At 73.7% G+C, this 15,851-nt stretch carries 14 protein-coding genes; 6 read left to right on the top strand and 8 right to left on the bottom strand.

Going from position 1 to position 15,851, the window contains the following annotated elements; translation table 11 throughout:
• Positions 1-53: 53 nt before the first annotated feature.
• On the bottom strand, positions 54-1,418 hold the full coding sequence (locus tag QC283_RS10595; protein WP_279561147.1) for an FAD-dependent oxidoreductase: 1,365 nt from the start codon (positions 1,416-1,418) through the stop codon (positions 54-56).
• 241 nt (positions 1,419-1,659) lie between these two features.
• On the opposite strand from QC283_RS10595, the gene QC283_RS10590 reads away from it, so the two are divergent.
• Positions 1,660-3,129 carry an MFS transporter gene (locus QC283_RS10590; protein WP_279561146.1) on the top strand — a complete coding sequence of 490 codons (1,470 nt, stop codon included), beginning with the start codon at positions 1,660-1,662 and terminating at the stop codon, positions 3,127-3,129.
• A gap of 36 nt (positions 3,130-3,165) precedes the next feature.
• On the opposite strand, the gene QC283_RS10585 is transcribed toward QC283_RS10590, so the two are convergent.
• Positions 3,166-3,312: a hypothetical protein gene (locus QC283_RS10585; protein ID WP_279561145.1), complete on the bottom strand. Its 147-nt coding sequence runs from the start codon at positions 3,310-3,312 to the stop codon at positions 3,166-3,168.
• 155 nt (positions 3,313-3,467) lie between these two features.
• On the opposite strand from QC283_RS10585, the gene QC283_RS10580 reads away from it, so the two are divergent.
• Positions 3,468-3,641, top strand: coding sequence for a CsbD family protein (locus tag QC283_RS10580; protein WP_279561144.1), 174 nt, complete (start codon positions 3,468-3,470; stop codon positions 3,639-3,641).
• A 120-nt stretch (positions 3,642-3,761) separates the two neighbouring features.
• On the opposite strand, the gene QC283_RS10575 is transcribed toward QC283_RS10580, so the two are convergent.
• A complete protein-coding gene (locus QC283_RS10575; RefSeq protein ID WP_279561143.1) occupies positions 3,762-6,503 on the bottom strand; it encodes a SpoIIE family protein phosphatase in 2,742 nt (913 codons plus the stop codon).
• A gap of 519 nt (positions 6,504-7,022) precedes the next feature.
• On the opposite strand from QC283_RS10575, the gene QC283_RS10570 reads away from it, so the two are divergent.
• Complete coding sequence (locus tag QC283_RS10570) at positions 7,023-7,451, top strand: ATP-binding protein (protein WP_279561142.1); 429 nt, start codon at positions 7,023-7,025, stop codon at positions 7,449-7,451.
• Positions 7,452-7,457: 6 nt separating this feature from the next.
• On the opposite strand, the gene QC283_RS10565 is transcribed toward QC283_RS10570, so the two are convergent.
• A complete protein-coding gene (locus tag QC283_RS10565) occupies positions 7,458-7,823 on the bottom strand; it encodes an STAS domain-containing protein (protein WP_279561141.1) in 366 nt (121 codons plus the stop codon).
• 160 nt (positions 7,824-7,983) lie between these two features.
• Here QC283_RS10565 and QC283_RS10560 point away from each other — a divergent pair, with 160 nt between their 5' ends.
• Complete coding sequence (locus QC283_RS10560) at positions 7,984-8,262, top strand: hypothetical protein (protein WP_279561166.1); 279 nt, start codon at positions 7,984-7,986, stop codon at positions 8,260-8,262.
• 41 nt (positions 8,263-8,303) lie between these two features.
• Here the strand turns inward: QC283_RS10560 and QC283_RS10555 are convergent, their stop codons facing one another.
• Entirely contained in the window at positions 8,304-9,890 is a 1,587-nt protein-coding gene (locus QC283_RS10555) for a glycerol-3-phosphate dehydrogenase/oxidase (RefSeq protein ID WP_279561140.1), read from the bottom strand.
• Positions 9,887-10,504: a TetR/AcrR family transcriptional regulator gene (locus QC283_RS10550; RefSeq protein WP_279561139.1), complete on the bottom strand. Its 618-nt coding sequence runs from the start codon at positions 10,502-10,504 to the stop codon at positions 9,887-9,889. Before QC283_RS10550 ends, QC283_RS10555 begins: the two co-directional genes overlap by 4 nt.
• A 93-nt stretch (positions 10,505-10,597) precedes the next feature.
• On the opposite strand from QC283_RS10550, the gene QC283_RS10545 reads away from it, so the two are divergent.
• Complete coding sequence (locus QC283_RS10545; protein ID WP_279561138.1) at positions 10,598-12,196, top strand: FAD-binding oxidoreductase; 1,599 nt, start codon at positions 10,598-10,600, stop codon at positions 12,194-12,196.
• A gap of 72 nt (positions 12,197-12,268) precedes the next feature.
• Positions 12,269-13,150: a YegS/Rv2252/BmrU family lipid kinase gene (locus QC283_RS10540; protein WP_279561137.1), complete on the top strand. Its 882-nt coding sequence runs from the start codon at positions 12,269-12,271 to the stop codon at positions 13,148-13,150.
• A 54-nt stretch (positions 13,151-13,204) separates the two neighbouring features.
• Here the strand turns inward: QC283_RS10540 and QC283_RS10535 are convergent, their stop codons facing one another.
• Together QC283_RS10535 and QC283_RS10530 are read right to left on the bottom strand one after the other, a co-directional pair.
• Positions 13,205-15,484 carry a catalase gene (locus QC283_RS10535; protein ID WP_279561136.1) on the bottom strand — a complete coding sequence of 760 codons (2,280 nt, stop codon included), beginning with the start codon at positions 15,482-15,484 and terminating at the stop codon, positions 13,205-13,207.
• A 136-nt stretch (positions 15,485-15,620) separates the two neighbouring features.
• Positions 15,621-15,848 (bottom strand): hypothetical protein, encoded by a 228-nt coding sequence (locus tag QC283_RS10530; RefSeq protein WP_279561135.1) that lies wholly within the window; start codon positions 15,846-15,848, stop codon positions 15,621-15,623.
• Between the last annotated feature and the right edge of the window lie 3 nt (positions 15,849-15,851).

Raw genomic sequence — 15,851 nt, 5'->3', positions numbered from 1 at the left:
GGCCCGGCGGGAGACCTCCCCGCCGGGCCCGCGCCCGGTCACCGCGGCACGGCTCAGGCGCCGCTCTCCCGCAGCATGTCCTCACGCTCGACGAGCTTCACGCGCTCGCGCCCCTGCGGCTCGCCCAGCGCCTTCTCCGCGGCGTCGAGCCTGTACCAGCCGTCCCAGGTGGTGAAGCGGACGTTCCGCTCGGCGAGGAAGGCGTCCACGGCCTCCGGAGCGGGCGAGGCCGGCGTGAGCAGCCTGCCGTTCGCGTAGTCGTCCAGCAGGTTGGACACCGTCTCGTTGGCGTCACCCTTGGTGTGGCCGATCAGGCCGACCGGGCCGCGCCGGATCCAGCCGGTGACGTACGTGGACGGCAGGTGCTCGCCGGACTCCTGGACGACCCGGCCGCCCTCGTCCGGGACCGTGCCCGAGTCGATGTCCCAGGGCAGCTTGGGCAGCTGGTCGGACAGGTAGCCGACGGCCCGGTAGACCGCCTGGACGTCCCAGTCCTTGAACTCGCCCGTGCCCTTGACGTTGCCGGTGCCGTCCAGCTCGGTGCGCTCGGTGCGCAGGCCGACGACCTTGCCGTCCTCGCCGAGGATCTCGGAGGGCGACTCGAAGAAGTGCAGGAACAGCTTGTGCGGCCGGTCGCCGACGTCGCGGATCGCCCAGTTCTCCAGGGTCTTGGCGACCATGTCGGCCTGCTTGTTGCCGCGCCGGGTCGCGATCGAACCGTCGTCGTAGTCGATGTCCTCGGGGTCGACGATCACCTCGATGTTGGGGGAGTGGTCCAGCTCCCGCAGCTCCATCGGGCTGAACTTCGCCTGCGCCGGGCCACGGCGGCCGAAGACGTGGACCTCCAGCGCCTTGTTGGCCTTGAGGCCTTCATGCACGTTCGGCGGGATCTCGGTGGGCAGCAGCTCGTCCGCCGTCTTGGCCAGGACGCGGGCCACGTCGAGGGCGACGTTGCCGACGCCGAGGACGGCGATCTTCTCCGCCTCCAGCGGCCAGGTGCGCGGCACGTCCGGGTGGCCGTCGTACCAGGACACGAAGTCGGCCGCGCCGTACGAGCCGTCGAGCTCGATGCCGGGGACGGACAGGGCCCGGTCCGCCGTGGCGCCCGTGGCGAAGATCACACCGTCGTAGAAGGCGCGCAGATCGTCCAGGCTGACGTCGGTCCCGTAGTCCACGTTGCCGAAGAGACGGATCTGCGGCTTGTCGAGGACCTGGTGCAGGGCCGTGATGATGCCCTTGATCCGCGGGTGGTCGGGGGCGACGCCGTAACGGATCAGTCCGAACGGGGCGGGCATGCGCTCGAAGATGTCTATGGACACACCGGGGTCGGCGGCCACCTCGGACTTGAGCAGGGCGTCGGCGGCGTAGATCCCGGCCGGGCCCGATCCGACGATGGCTACCCGCAGAGGGCGGGGCATGTTCAGGTTCCCTTCGAGCGGTGATAGATCGACTCGTGGGGAAGCCTAAGCTAAGGCAAGCCTAAGTCGGTACGCGGGTCCGGTCTATGAGGGCATAAGGGCGGCTTATGGGTTCTCATGGTTCGGCTTTGTGGTCCTCGGTGGGTGGCCGGGTGGCCCGGGTTTGAACCCCCGGTCCGGGGTGACGCAGGCGTGGGGCGCGACGATCGCGTCCCGCGTCCACCTCACGAGGGGAGTCCGCGTGCACCGTCCGGACGACCACCCGGATCCCAACCGGTGGCGGGCCCTGTGGGTGACCCTCGTCGCCGGATTCATGACCCTGCTGGACGTGACGATCGTCGCCGTCGCCCTGCCCTCCATGCAGCGGGGGCTGCACGCCTCGGCGGCGTCCGTGCAGTGGGTCGTGTCCGGCTACGCCCTCGCGTTCGCCCTGACCCTGGTGACGGCCGGCCGGTTCGGCGACATGTTCGGCAGGCGCCGCGTCTTCCTCGTCGCGCTGGCCGCCTTCGTGGTCTTCAGCGCCGCGGCGGGGGCCGCGCCGGGCATCGAGCTGCTGGTGGTCGCCCGGCTCGCCCAGGGAGTCGCCGCGGGCAGCATCGCGCCGCAGAACTCGGCACTGATCCAGCAGATGTTCCGGGGCGCGGAACGCGGGCGCGCGTTCGGGCTGTTCGGGGCCACCGTGGGCGTCTCCAGCGCCGTGGGACCGGTCGTCGGCGGTCTGATCCTGGCGCTGGCCGGTCCCGATGGCTGGCGGTGGATCTTCTACGTCAACATCCCGATCGGCGCTCTGGCCCTGCTGCTCGGCTTCCGCCTGCTGCCCCGGATCGCCCCCGGCGGCCGGGGACATCTGGATCCGGTAGGGGTGGTGCTCCTCGGTGCCGGAATCCTGGCGCTGATGCTGCCCCTCGTCCTGGCCGAGGGCGGCGGGGTGGGCCGGGTGTGGTGGCTGTTCCCGGCGGGACTGCTCGTCCTGTTCGCCTTCGTACGGTGGGAACGCCGCGTCGCCCGCCGCGACGGGCAGCCGCTGCTCGACCCCGGGCTGCTCACCGAGACCCGCGGTTACGCCACCGGCGCCGGCCTCGCCGCCCTGTACTTCGTCGGGTTCAGCGGTGTCTGGCTGGTGTTCGCGCTCTTCTTCCAGAACGGGCTGGGTTTCTCACCGCTCCTGTCCGGTCTGGCGGTGACCCCGTTCGCCGTGGGCTCCGCCACCGCCGCGGCCGTGGCGGGCCGGCTGGTCGACCGGCTGGGGCGGGCGCTGACCGTCTGGGGACTCGTCGCCGTCATGCTGGGGCTCGGCACGACCGCCCTGTTGCTCTGGCTCGCGCCCTCCGACCGGGCCGCCTGGTTCGCGGCCCCGGCGCTGCTGGTCGGCGGTCTGGGCAGTGGCTGTGTGATCTCCCCGAACGTCACGATGACGCTGCGGGACGTCCCGGTGCGGATGGCGGGGGCCGCCGGGGGCGCTCTGCAGACGGGGCAGCGCCTCGGCGGCGCCGTGGGAACCGCCGCGCTGCCGGGGCTCTTCTACCTGACGCTGAACGCCACCCACGACGACTACCACGACGCCGTGGCCCTGTCGGTCGGCTCCGGGGTCGCCGCCATGCTGTGCGCGCTGACCGTCGCGGTCCTCGACTGGCGCCGGGACCGCTCCGACCGCGCCCGGCGCTGCCCGCCGGAGACGTCCCACAGCCACACCCACGCGGGTCAGGGCTGAGACGGTCCTCCGGCGACGCGTGGCCCGCCCCGCTGCTCAGCGGCGCTTGCCGAACTTCCGCAGCATCTCCTGGGCCTGCGCACGGCGGCGGGGGTCCGATGCGGCCCGGCGCACCTGCTCCGTCGCCCGGCGGCCCTGCGGGCTGCGGGCGAACCGCTTGATCCGGTCCAGTACTCCGGCCATGACGTTCCTCCGAGTCGACGACGGATCTGCCTTGTCCGATCACCTACCCCGCTGCGGCCCGCTCACCCCGGCGGACGTCCCGGGGTTTGAGCCCGCCGCGCCGGGCGACCCGCGGGAGCAGTACACCGGAAGCGAACGCCGAGAGGTGAGCCACTGTGGCCGGCAACCAGAAGTCCAAGGCAAAGATGGAACAGGCCAGGGGGAAGGCCAAGGAAGCGGCCGGCCGGGCCGTCGGCAACGAGAGGATGACCGCCGAGGGCCGCGCCGAGCAGTCCAAGGGCGACGCCCGGCAGGCCAAGGAGAAGGGCAAGGACACGTTCCGGCACTGACACCGCGACCCACGGCGGCACACGGGCCGCGGACCCGGCGTACGGCCGGTTCCGCGGCCCGCTCCGTGCCGGTGGGGCCGCTCCCGGGGGGTGGGGGACCGATGCCGGCGCCCGGGTCGGTCAGGGCACCGGCTGCTCCGCCCAGATGACCTTGCCGGCCGGCGTGTAGCGGGTGCCCCAGCGCTCGGCGAGCTGCGCGACGAGGAACAGTCCGCGCCCGCCCTCGTCCGTCATGGCCGCGTAGCGCAGGTGGGGCGAGGTGCTGCTGCTGTCGAACACCTCGCAGATCAGGCTGCGGTCGTACAGCACCCGGACATGGACGGTCTCGCCGCCGTACCGGATCGCGTTGGTGACCAGCTCGCTGAGGATCAGTTCCGTCGTGAACGCCAGCTCGTCCAGCCCCCACTCGGTCAGCCGCCGGGTGACCTGGGAGCGCACCTCACCGACCGCCGCCGGGTCGTTCGGCACCTGCCACTCGGCGACCCGGTCGGGACCGAGCGCGCGGGTGCGGGCGACGAGCAGGGCGATGTCGTCGCCCGGCCGGTCCGGGAGCCGGGCGTCCAGGACGGCCCGGCAGGTCTCCTCGGGCGACTCGCCGGGCGTCTCCAGCGCCCGGCGCAGAAGTTCGAGCCCGACGTCGATGTCGTGCTCCCGGTCCTCGACGAGCCCGTCGGTGTACAGCACGAGCCGGCTGCCCTCCGCCAGGCGCAGTTCGGTGGTCTCGAAGGGGAGGCCGCCCAGGCCCAGCGGTGGACCGGCGGGCACCTCGGGGAACTCCACGACGCCGTCGGACCGGATCAGCGCCGGCGGCGGATGGCCCGCCCGGGCGATCACGCAGGTGCGGGAGACCGGGTCGTAGATCGCGTAGAGGCAGGTCGCGCCGGTGACCGGGGCGCTGCCGTCGTCGGCCGCCTCGTCCTGGTCGATGCGGCCGACCAGCTCGTCCAGCAGGCCGAGCAGCTCGTCGGGCGGCAGGTCGAGGGAGGTGAAGTTGTGCACCGCCGTCCGCAGCCGTCCCATGGTGGCGGCGGCGTGCAGACCGTGGCCGACGACGTCGCCGACCACGAGCGCCACCCTGGCCCCCGACAGCGGCAGTACGTCGAACCAGTCGCCGCCGACCCCCGCCTGCGCCGGCAGGTACCGGTACGCGACGTCCAGGGCGTTCTGCTCGGGCATCCTGCGGGGCAGCAGACTGCGCTGGAGGGTCACCGCCATGCTGTGTTCGCGCGTGTAGCGGCGCGCGTTGTCGATGGAGACCGCGGCGCGCGCGACGAGTTCCTCGGCGAGGGCCAGTTCGTCCTCGTCGAACGGCCCGGGCTTGACCGAACGCCAGAAGCTGACCACGCCGAGCACCAGGGTGCCCGCCCGCAGCGGCGCGGTGATCAGTGAGTGGACGCCGTACTCCACCACCTGCGCGGAGCGTTCGAGGTCCTGCGCCTGCCAGCCGTGGGCGTCGCCGAGGTGGGGTTCCAGGACGGGCCGGCCGGTGTTCAGGGACCGGCCCTGCGGGGAGGAGTCGACGAAGCGGATCTGCCGGCCCACCGGGTAGAGCGGGACCTCCTCGCGGATGCCGCTGAGCGCGGCGCGGCGCAGTGGGGTCACGCCTCCCGGCTGGCCGCCGGCCAGCACGGTGTCGAACAGGTCCACGCTGACGTAGTCCGCGAACCGGGGCACGGCCAGCTCCGCCAGCTCCTCGGCGGTACGTGCGACGTCCAGGCTGGTGCCGATGCCCACGCCGGCGGCGTACAGGATGTCCAGGCGTTCCCGGGCGGTCTCCGCCCGCCCGGACAGGGCCCTCAGCTCCGTGGAGTCGCGGAGTGTGGCGACACTGCCGGCCGGGCCGCCCCGCACGTCGGTGGGCCGCTGGTTGACCGCCAGCAAGCGGTCCTTGACCAGGTGCACCTCGTCCGTGGCGACCTCTCGGGAGGCCAGCAGCTCCGCCGTGTCGGCCGGGAGCCCGAGGTCGGTGACGTGCCGCCCCTCGGCGTCGGCGGGCAGGGCGAGCAGGCGCTGCGCCTCGTCGTTGGCGAGCAGCAGCGTGCCCTGGCCGCCGACGATGAGCACGCCCTCCCGGACGCTGTGCAGGACCGCGTCGTGGTGTTCGTACATCCGGGTCATCTCACGCGGTCCCAGACCGTGTGTCTGCCGCATCAGCCGTCGGCCGACGAGCGCCGTGCCCGCCGTCGCCAGGACCAGCCCGACGCCCGCCACGATCAGTACCAGCGGCAGCTGGCGTTCGGCGGCGCCGCCCACGTTCTCCGTCGTGATGCCGGCCGAGACCAGCCCCACGACCCTGCCGTCGGGCGCTTCGACGGGCACGACGGCCTGGACCAGCGGTCCGATGGTCCCCTCGACCTCCTCGGTCACCGTCTCCCCGGCCAGCGCGGGGGCGATGTTCCCGACGAACTCCTTGCCGATGCGGTCGGGCTTGGGGTGGGTGTAGCGGACGCCGTCGGTGTTCATGACGACGACGAAGTCCACGCCGGTCGCCCGGCGCACCGCCTCGGCCCGGGGCTGGAGCACCGCCGTGGGGTCGGGGGCGCGCAGCGCCTCGCGGATGCCGGGGGAGTCGGCGAACGTCGCGGCCACGGCGACGGACCGGTTGCGGGCCTCGACCGTGCTGTCGCGCCGTACCTGGAGCACCAGCGCGACCGCCGCGGCCACCACGAGCAGCAGCACGATGATCACGTTCATGGCGAAGACCTGGCCGGCGACACTGCGCCCGGACAGCGCGGAGCGCACCGCGGCGGCGCGCCGCCGCCCTCCCTCGCCCGTCCCCCGCCGTGACCGGTCCGCGTCTCGCAGGTGCCGGGCGAGCGGGCCGCTGGGACGACGGGGTGACCGCTCTCCCGATCGACCCATCAGTCGGACCATGTGCCCATGTCTACACTGCCGCGCCCCAGGAGGCGAGGGGCACCCCCGGTGACGAAGTGGCCCGCCCGGCCCGGGCCCGCGTCGTCGTCACGGGCGGCGGGGCGGTGATCCCGTCATCGAGGCCGGAGCCGGGCCGGGCAGGCCGGGTTCCCCGGTGCGTCCGTCCGGGTTCACCCGTGACGAAGAACGGCAGCGACACCGCACCCACCGTCAAAGGACGCACCGCCTCCTGACCGTCCCGCGCCCCGGGCCGCCCCGAAGCCCACGCACGTCCGGGGCGGTCCGGTACGCGTGCGCCGCCTCGCGCGTACCGGCCGTGCCCGTCACCGACCGGGACGGTGCCCTTTCCGGCGCACTCGGCCCGCGCCTGTCCGAAAAACGGCGCGTCCGGCGGAAGTTGGGGCAAAGAGATCGTGAAAGCCACCGTGATGCGTATCGTGAAGGACCGGGGGCCAGCGCTTCCCCCCACTCGGCTACTCGGCCCCGGACCGGACGGTGAGGCTCTGTATGACTCCGGCGCACAGACCCGATGCCGCGGACGCCTCGGTCGTGTCCACGGCGGTGGAGTTCAGGGGCGGATCGGCGATGATCCCGGCCTCCCGGGACGTCGTGCACGGCTTCGTCGCGCGACTCGGCGAGCGGGGCGTGGACCTGGCCGACACCTTCCTGGACGCCGCCCGCCTGGTCGCCAGCGAACTGGTGACGAACGCGCTCCGCCACGCGCCCGGCCCCTGCCGCCTGGAACTGACGCTGCTGGACGACGGCGTGGAGATCGCGGTGTCGGACACGGGCGACGGCTTCCCCACCTTCCTGCCCCGCGACCCGCTGCGGGTCGGCCGGCACGGTCTGGAGATCGTGACGCGGCTGTGCGACGAGGTCATCACCAAGCCCCGCGCGACGGGAAAGACGGTGTACGCGCGCCTCCCGCTGCGCTGACCCTCCTCAGCCGGTCAGGGCCCGCTCGACGGTCGGGTAGCAGGCGATGAGGGCGTCCACGCCCACGAGTCGCAGCACGCGCTCGACGGCGTGCTGCGGCGCGGCGAGCCGGAGCCAGACGCCGCGGGACTCGGCTGCCCGGTGCGCGGAGATCAGCACGTTTATGCCGCTGGAGTCCAGGAAGGCCACCTCGCCGAAGTCGACCACCGTGCCCGGTGCCGTCTGCACGCAGGACAGCAGGACGTCGTGGAGCTGACTGCTGCCGTCGAGATCGACCTCTCCCGCGAGAATGACGATGCCGACGCCGTCGCCCGTGGTGGTACGGGTGATCAGCAGCCGCTCCGGTACTGCCGCTCCCTCGATGTCCGCCACGCTCGCCTCGCTTCTCGCATATGCCCGGCCGTCACTGGTGGCTCGATGCTAAGGCTCTCCGGGGCCCGTGTGGGCCACTTGTGCGGACCGGGCCCGCACGGACCGGCCGAGCGGGGCTCGACGCGCGCGACGCCGCTCCTGTGACTACGGTCGAGATGTGGTGGCTCACACATTCGAAGAGCTCGTGCACAAGCGTCGCGCGGCGGACCTGGCACAGCACCGGGTCCAGGAGCTGCGGGACTCGTACGGGCCTCCCACGCAGCATCAGTGGACCCCGCGGCAGTCGCACACCTACGAGACCGCCGTACGGGCCTGGCGCGACCTGGACCGGGACGCGCAGACCGCGATGACGGAGTACGTCAAGGAGGGGGGTCAGTCCCGGCACAAGATGGAGGCGAAGGTTCGCAAGGCCGTCCAGGACGGCGGACAGGGCGCCTGACCTGTCCCCGGCGGGAGCGAGGAACCGGACCGGGCCGGCTCTCAGCCCCGCCGGGCCGCGACCTCGCCGACGAGACCGCGTACGGCCTCCAGCGCCGCCGCCCGGTCCTCGGGGACCAGCCCGATACGGGTGCGGCGGTCCAGGAGGTCGGCCTCGTCGAGGGCGCCTTCGTGGCGCAGCGCCCAGAGCAGCTCGGCCCCCGTGACGGGGTGGTGCGGCAGGACGCGCTCGCCCAGCCGGGGATCCCGGTCGGCGAGTGCCTGCACGGCGGGCGCCTCGGTGCCGTAGTGCCGCACCAGGCGGCGCGGTGCCCGAAGCGCGGCCAGGGTGTGCGGTGCGGCGGCGCCGACCAGTGGCAGCGCGGCGGTGGACGACGGTCCGGCGCCGAGGCGGCGGGCGGCGACGGCGGCGTCCACGGCGTCCTCGGCCATGCGCCGGTAGGTGGTGAGCTTCCCCCCGACCACGGTGATCACGCCCTGGGACGAGGTCAGCACGGCGTGCCTGCGTGAGACGTCCGCCGTGCGGGCCCCGCCACCGGGCCGGTCCGCGGACGTGGTGTCCAGCAGGGGGCGCAGGCCCGCGAAGGCGCCCACCACGTCCTCGCGGTGGACCGGCACGTCCAGCACGGAACCGAGCACGTCGAGCAGGAAACCGACGTCGGTCTCGGGCACCTCGGGCACGTCCGGGATCTCGCCCTCGACGGGCTCGTCGGTCAGTCCGACGTAGACGCGGCCGTCGTCCTGGGGCAGGACGAGCACGAAGCGGTTGGTCTCGCCGGGGATCGGCACGTGCAGTCCCGCGGGCAGCGGGCCGAGCCGGTCGGCGCGCAGGACCAGGTGGGTGCCGCGGGAGGGCCGGACCCGGATGCCGTCGACCAGGTCGCCGGCCCACACACCGGAGGCGTTGATCACCGCGCGGGCACGGATCACGCCCTCCTCCCCGGTGAGCTCGTCGCGTATCCGGGCGCCGGACGAGGTGAGCTCCAGGGCCCTCACCCGCGTCAGGATCCGGGCGCCGCGCGCGGCGGCGGTCCGGGCCAGCGCGGTCACCAGCCGGGCGTCGTCGGTGAGCCGGCCGTCCCAGGACAGCAGTCCGCCGCGCAGCCGGTCGGAGCGCAGCGCCGGCGCCAGGTGGCGGGTCTCCACGGCGGACAGCCGGCGCGGCGCGGGCAGCGTGGCCCGGGCCGTGCGCGCCGCCAGCCGCAGGGTGTCCCCGGCCCGGAACCCGGCCCAGGCCAGCGCGGTCTGCCCACGGGAGACCATGGGCGTCAGCGGCAGCACGAACGGCTGGGCGCGCACCAGGTGGGGCGCGGTGCGCTCCATCAGCACACCGCGCTCCACCGCGCTCTCGTGGGCGACGTCGAGCTGGGCGGAGGCGAGGTAGCGCAGGCCGCCGTGGATGAGCTTGGAACTCCAGCGTGAGGTGCCGAAGGCCAGGTCGTGGGCGTCCACGGCGACGACGCTCAGACCGCGGGCCGCGGCGTCCAGGGCCGCGCCGGCACCGGTGGCGCCGAGACCGACGACCAGGACGTCCACGACGGGGCCGCCGACGGCGTCGGTCAGCTCGCGCGAGCGCCGCCCGGCGGACAGGGAGGCCCCGGCGGCGGGGGTGCTGCTGGTGGGGCTCATGGCGTGAGGGTCCTCTCCAAAATGGTGCGCAGCTCCGCGAGGAAGGCCGCGGGGGTCAGCTCGGCGTCGTCCTCGTCGGTCATGGTCCGCAGCGACAGCGCGAAGGACTGGACGATCAGCAGCACGGAGCGTGCCTGCCGCCCGGTGTGGGCCGGGCGTACCGTCCCGTCGGCGTGGCCCTCGCCGAGCGCGTCGGCCAGCAGCCCCAGCAGGGCCTCCTGGCTCGCCCCGCGCCGGTCGAGGACGTAGGGCAGGAGCAGCTCGGGGTCGACGTCGACGATCTTGCGGAAGAGCGGGTGGGCGCGGAACGCCTCGACCCCGGTCACGAGTCCCTCGACGACGCGCGGGCGGGTCCCCAGACCCGGCCGGGGCTCGGGGATGGCTCCGGCGGCCACCGCGATCCACTCCCGGGTCATCAGGTCGCCGACCAGGGACCGCACGTCCGGATAGCGCCGGTACAGCGTCATCCGGGAGACGCCGGCGCGGCGGGCGACGTCGGTCATCGTCGTACGGCGGACTCCGACCGCCATGACGCAGTCGCGTACGGCGTCCAGCAGCGCGTCGTTGTCCGAGGTGTTCGGTCGGCCCGAGTTGTTGTGACGATTAGGCGTCATGTGTAACAGTGTAACGCCAGTGGGGCCGCGCGGACCGCATCCCGGCGGCGTCCCGAAGGCACCTCCCCGAACCGACCGTGAGGACGACAGGCGATGGACATGCTCTGGAACGGCTGGGGCGACCCGGCCCGTGCGACTCCGCTGCCCGACACGGTGACCGGGCTGCTGCGCGAACTGCTCGGCGTCAAGCCCCGCGACGCCGCCCCCGTCCCGCTGGCGGAGATCGACGTACCCGCCTCGCCGCTGGACGAGGCCGCCCGCCGCGCGCTGGAGGCCGCCGTCGGCGACCGCGCGGACGGCGTGCGCACGGACGCGGAGACCCGCATACGCCACACCCGCGGCAAGTCCACCCCCGACCTGCTGCGGATGCGGACCGGCGACACCGCCGGCACCCCGGCCGCCGTCGTCCTGCCGGACAGCCACGACGAGGTGCTCGCCGTACTGGAGGCCTGCGCCGGGCACGGTCTGGCCCTCGTCCCGTTCGGCGGCGGCACCTCCGTCGTCGGCGGCCTCGCCCCCGGCCGTGACGGCACCTTCGTCGCCCTCGACCCGCGCCGCATGAACCGTCTGCTCGACCTCGACGAGGTCTCCCGCACGGCCACGCTGCAACCGGGCCTGCGCGCCCCCGAGGCCGAGGCGCTCCTCGCCGAACACGGCTACACCCTCGGGCACTTCCCCCAGTCCTACGAGTGGGCCACCATCGGCGGCTTCGCCGCGACCCGCTCCAGCGGACAGGCCTCCGCCGGCTACGGCCGCTTCGACGAGATGGTCCTCGGCCTCACCCTCGCCACCCCCGAGGGCACCCTCGACACCGGCCGAGCCCCGCGCTCGGCGGCCGGCCCCGACCTGCGCCAGCTCGTACTGGGCTCCGAGGGCGCCTTCGGTGTCATCACCTCCGTCACCGTGCGAGTGAGGCCCGTGCCGGAGGTCCGCCGCTACGAGGGCTGGCGCTTCGCCTCCTTCGACGAGGGCGCCGCGGCCCTGCGCCGCCTCGCCCAGGACGGCCCGCGTCCGACGGTGCTGCGGCTCTCCGACGAGACGGAGACGCTGATCGGCCTCGCCCAGCCCGACGCCATCGGCGCCTCCCTCGACCGGCAGGACGCCGGATGCCTGGCCGTCGTCGGCTTCGAGGGCACCGAGGAGGACACCGCCCACCGACGCGACGGCGCCGCCGCCGTACTGCGCGAGGGCGGCGGCACCTTCGCCGGGGAGGAACCGGGGGAGCGCTGGGCCCACGGCCGCTACTCCGCGCCGTACCTGCGCGACTCCCTGCTGGACGCCGGGGCGCTCGCGGAGACCCTGGAGACGGCGGCCTACTGGTCCCGCCTCCCCGCGCTGTACGCCGCCGTCCGCGACGCGCTCACCGGCACGCTCACCGAGGCCGGCACCCCGCCGCTGGTCATGTGCCACATCTCGCACGTCTACGAGAACGGCGCCTCCCTGTACTTCACCGTCGTCTCCGCCCAGGGCGTCGACGCCCTGGCGCACTGGACCCGGGCCAAGCACGCCGCCAACGAGGCGATCCTCGCCGCGGGCGGCACCATCACCCACCACCACGGCGTCGGCACCGACCACCGCGACTGGTACGTCCGGGAGGCGGGCCCCCTCGGCGTCGAGGCCCTGCGCGCCGTCAAGCGGACCCTGGACCCCGCCGGACTGCTCAGCCCGGGCGTCCTCCTGCCCGAGGACTGACCCCGCACAGCGGCTCGCCCCGACCCCGTGAGACAACAGTCCGGCACCACCCGTCAGCCCGGAGGCACATCGATGCGACAGTTCACCGCCGTCGTCAACCCCACCGCGGGCGGCGCCACCTCGGCCGCCGCGCTGCTCGGGGTGGCCCGGCTGCTGCGGGAGGCGGGGGCCGAGCTGGAGACCGAGTACAGCCGCAGCCTCGCGCACGCCCGGGAGCTCGCCCGGCGGGCCGGGGAACGGGGCCGGGTGGTGCTCGCCGTCGGCGGCGACGGGATGGCCGGCGGGATCGGCGGCGCCCTCAGCGGCACCGGGGCCCTCCTCGGCCTCGTCCCGGCGGGCCGCGGCAACGACTTCGCCCGCGCCCTGGAGCTGCCCACCGAGCCCGCCGCCCTCGCCGAGGTGCTGCTGCGGGGCGTGCCGCGCCCCGTAGACACCATCGAGGTCACCTCGGCCGTCCACGACCGCACCGTCGTGCTCGGCAGCGTCTACGCCGGGGTCGACGCGCTCGCCAACCACCACGCCAACCAGGCGCGCCTGCTGCGCGGCACGGCCTCCTACTACGCCGGCGCGCTGCGCGCGATCACCACCTGGCGCGCGACGCGCTACCGCGTCACCGTCGACGGCGAGGAGCACGCGTTCGCCGGCTACACCGCCGTGGCCGCCAACTCCGGCTACTACGGGTCCAACCGTCTCATCGCGCCCTCCGCCCGGGTGGACGACGGCCTGCTGGAGGTCGTGATGATCCACGACGCGCCGCGGCGGCTGTTCTTCGCCCTCATGAACGAACTCGGCTCGGGCGCCCACGTCCGCAGGCCGCAGGTGCGTGTCCTGCGCGGCCGGGAGGTCCGCATCGAGGCCGACCGGGCGATACCCTACGGCGCCGACGGCGAGGTCGAGGCCGTCGTCCCCGTCACGGCGAGAGTGCTCCCCGGCGCGCTGAACGTCCTGTGCTGAACGCGCCGCCGGGCCGGCCACCGACATCGGTGACCGGCCCGGCGGGTACGCGGATCAGCCGCGGGGCGTGGTGAAGCGTTCCCACACGCGGTGGGCGCCCATCAGCTCCGTGAGCTGCTCCAGGGCCGCGGTGCCGGACGCCGCGACGACCACGCCGGCGGCGTCGGCGGGCACACCCGACGCGTCGAGCGCGGCCTCGCCGCCCGCCCACACGCCGATCGCCTTGCCGTGCCGGTACGCCTCCGACACCAGCAGGCTCACCCGCGGGTCGATCGTCCCCGGCCGCGCGGGCGGCGGAGTGGCCTTGTAGTCCCGCGGAGTGTAGGCGTCGCCGCCCATGTCGGGCGTCCCCGCCACCAGGACGGCGTCGAACTCGACGGACCGTGCGGTGACATAGCTGCGCTGGACGGTCAGCGCCGCGTCGCCCGCGCCGATGGTGCCGCCGGTCGGCGCCACGACCAGCGGCACCATCCCGGCGTTCAGCACCGCCTCCCGTACGGCCGTCACGCCCTCCAGGTCCGCGCCGCCGGTGACGATGCCGACGACCCGGCCGTCCAGGGGCCAGGTCCCGCCGACCTGGGACAGCGCCGGGCTGGGCTCTACGTCGGCCAGCGGCACCGTCGGCTGCGGGGCGGGCAGGCCGAGACCCTCGGCGACGCCCGCGCACAGCTCCGGGTCGATGTTGGCCAGGACCTGAAGTGTCCGTTCCCTGATGGGCTGTTCGTAGCACTTGCCCAGCTCGAAGGTGTAGGCCCCGATGATGTGCTCGCGCTCCACCGGGCTCATGCTCAGCCAGAAGCGGCGGGGCTGGCTGAAGTGGTCCGCGAACGACTCCGGCGCCTGACGCACCTTGGTCGCCTCCGGAACCCGGACCGGCGCCTCCACGAAGGCACTCATGTCCGCCCCGGCGGTGAACGGGCAGCCACCGTCGAGGGAGTTGGGCCGGTAGGGCGCCACGCCCCGGTGCACGGCCGTCTGGTGCATGCCGTCGCGCAGCATGTCGTTGACCGGCGCCTGGGGGCGGTTGATGGGCAGCTGCGGGAAGTTGGGACCGCCCAGACGCGTGATCTGCGTGTCCAGGTACGAGAACAGCCGCCCCGCGAGCAGCGGGTCGTCGGTGACGTCGATGCCCGGGACGAGGTGGCCGACGTGGAAGGCGATCTGCTCGGTCTCGGCGAAGAAGTTCGACGGGTTCCGGTTCAGGGTCAGCAGCCCGACCGGCTGCACCGGCGCCAGCTCCTCCGGGACGATGTTCGTCGGGTCCAGCAGGTCGATGCCCTCGAAGGTCTGCTCCGGGTTGTCGGGGAAGGTCTGGATGCCCAGCTCCCACTGCGGGTACGCGCCCGCCTCGATCGCGTCGGCGAGGTCCCGGCGGTGGAAGTCCGGGTCGATGCCGTTGATCATCTGGGCCTCGTCCCACACCAGGGAGTGCACGCCCAGCTTGGGCTTCCAGTGGAACTTCACCAGAGTGGTCTCGCCCGCGGCGTTCACCAGCCGGAAGGTGTGGACTCCGAAGCCCTCCATCATCCGGTAGGAGCGCGGGATGCCGCGGTCGCCCATGAAGAAGATGGTGTGGTGGGTCGCCTCGGTGTGCAGCGACACGAAGTCCCAGAAGGTGTCGTGCGCGCTCTGCGCCTGCGGGATCTCCCGGTCCGGGTGCGGCTTCGCGGCGTGCACGACGTCCGGGAACTTGATGGCGTCCTGGATGAAGAAGACCGGGATGTTGTTGCCGACCAGGTCGAAGACGCCCTCACTGGTGTAGAACTTCGTCGCGAAACCGCGGGTGTCCCGCACCGTGTCCGACGACCCCCGCGAGCCGACCACCGTGGAGAACCGCGTGAACACAGGCGTCTCCACGTCCGCCGCGAGGAACCCGGCCTTGGTCACGGAGGCCGCCGTGCCGTAGCTCTGGAAGACCCCGTGCGCCCCCGCGCCCCGGGCGTGCACCACGCGCTCCGGGATGCGCTCGTGGTCGAAGTGCATGACCTTCTCGCGCAGGTGATGGTCCTGCAGCAGCACGGGCCCGCGCGGCCCGGCCTTCAGCGAGTGGTCCGTGTCGTACAGCCGGGTGCCCTGAGCGTTCGTCAGGTAGCTGCCGGACTGCGCCACCCGTGCCTGGTCGGCCCCCGTGGGCTGACCGGTCGGCGACACGGTGTCCGGGCCGCTCTGGTCCGGCTTCGGCGGCAGCGGCTCGCGGGGCTCGGTGGGCTCCGCGACGGAGGGCGTCTCGGGACCGGGCTTGCCGGGAATCCCGTCCGCCGGTCCGCCACCGTCGCCCTGCAGGCTCTCGGTCACCTTGTGGGCTACCCGCTTGAGGGGGTTGGCCTCGCTCATCAGCCTTCTCTCCGTTCTGGGCGGGCCGCTGCACGCGGCCGGTCGTGTTCGAGTACCGACTGCCGTGATGGGCCGTGACCGCGTACCCAGCGAGCGGCACTCAAGGCATGGTCGCGAGGGAACCGAGGCGGCCGGCTCAGGTGATGGTCTCCCCGTCGTGGGCACTGCCCTGGCCGCATGCCGTGAAGGAGTCCGTCCCCTCCCCGTCCGCCGAGATGACGATCACTGCGCCGCCCCGGCCGCACTCGGTAGCCGTCACGTCCCCCGGAAGGTGCGTGGCACGGGGAACGGCGGCCTCCGCCGCGGCGGCGCACAGTACCGGCAGAGTCAGGGCCGCGATCACGGCCCATGACGACTTGCGCATGGC

Origin of the sequence: Streptomyces sp. DH41 (genome assembly GCF_029813785.1) — a bacterium.
Classification (GTDB): domain Bacteria; phylum Actinomycetota; class Actinomycetes; order Streptomycetales; family Streptomycetaceae; genus Streptomyces.
Note: the sequence above shows the minus strand (reverse complement) of the source record. Positions and strands in the feature narration are given on the sequence as shown.

Excerpts from the sequence above, each read along its gene's own strand:
- QC283_RS10575 (WP_279561143.1), bottom strand. The coding sequence starts at position 6,503 with ATGGGTCGATCGGGAGAGCGGTCACCCCGTCGTCCCAGCGGCCCGCTC.
- QC283_RS10595 (WP_279561147.1), bottom strand. The coding sequence starts at position 1,418 with ATGCCCCGCCCTCTGCGGGTAGCCATCGTCGGATCGGGCCCGGCCGGG.
- QC283_RS10550 (WP_279561139.1), bottom strand. The coding sequence starts at position 10,504 with ATGACGCCTAATCGTCACAACAACTCGGGCCGACCGAACACCTCGGAC.
- QC283_RS10535 (WP_279561136.1), bottom strand. The coding sequence starts at position 15,484 with ATGAGCGAGGCCAACCCCCTCAAGCGGGTAGCCCACAAGGTGACCGAG.
- QC283_RS10540 (WP_279561137.1), top strand. The coding sequence starts at position 12,269 with ATGCGACAGTTCACCGCCGTCGTCAACCCCACCGCGGGCGGCGCCACC.
- QC283_RS10570 (WP_279561142.1), top strand. The coding sequence starts at position 7,023 with ATGACTCCGGCGCACAGACCCGATGCCGCGGACGCCTCGGTCGTGTCC.
- QC283_RS10555 (WP_279561140.1), bottom strand. The coding sequence starts at position 9,890 with ATGAGCCCCACCAGCAGCACCCCCGCCGCCGGGGCCTCCCTGTCCGCC.
- QC283_RS10530 (WP_279561135.1), bottom strand. The coding sequence starts at position 15,848 with ATGCGCAAGTCGTCATGGGCCGTGATCGCGGCCCTGACTCTGCCGGTA.
- QC283_RS10545 (WP_279561138.1), top strand. The coding sequence starts at position 10,598 with ATGGACATGCTCTGGAACGGCTGGGGCGACCCGGCCCGTGCGACTCCG.
- QC283_RS10585 (WP_279561145.1), bottom strand. The coding sequence starts at position 3,312 with ATGGCCGGAGTACTGGACCGGATCAAGCGGTTCGCCCGCAGCCCGCAG.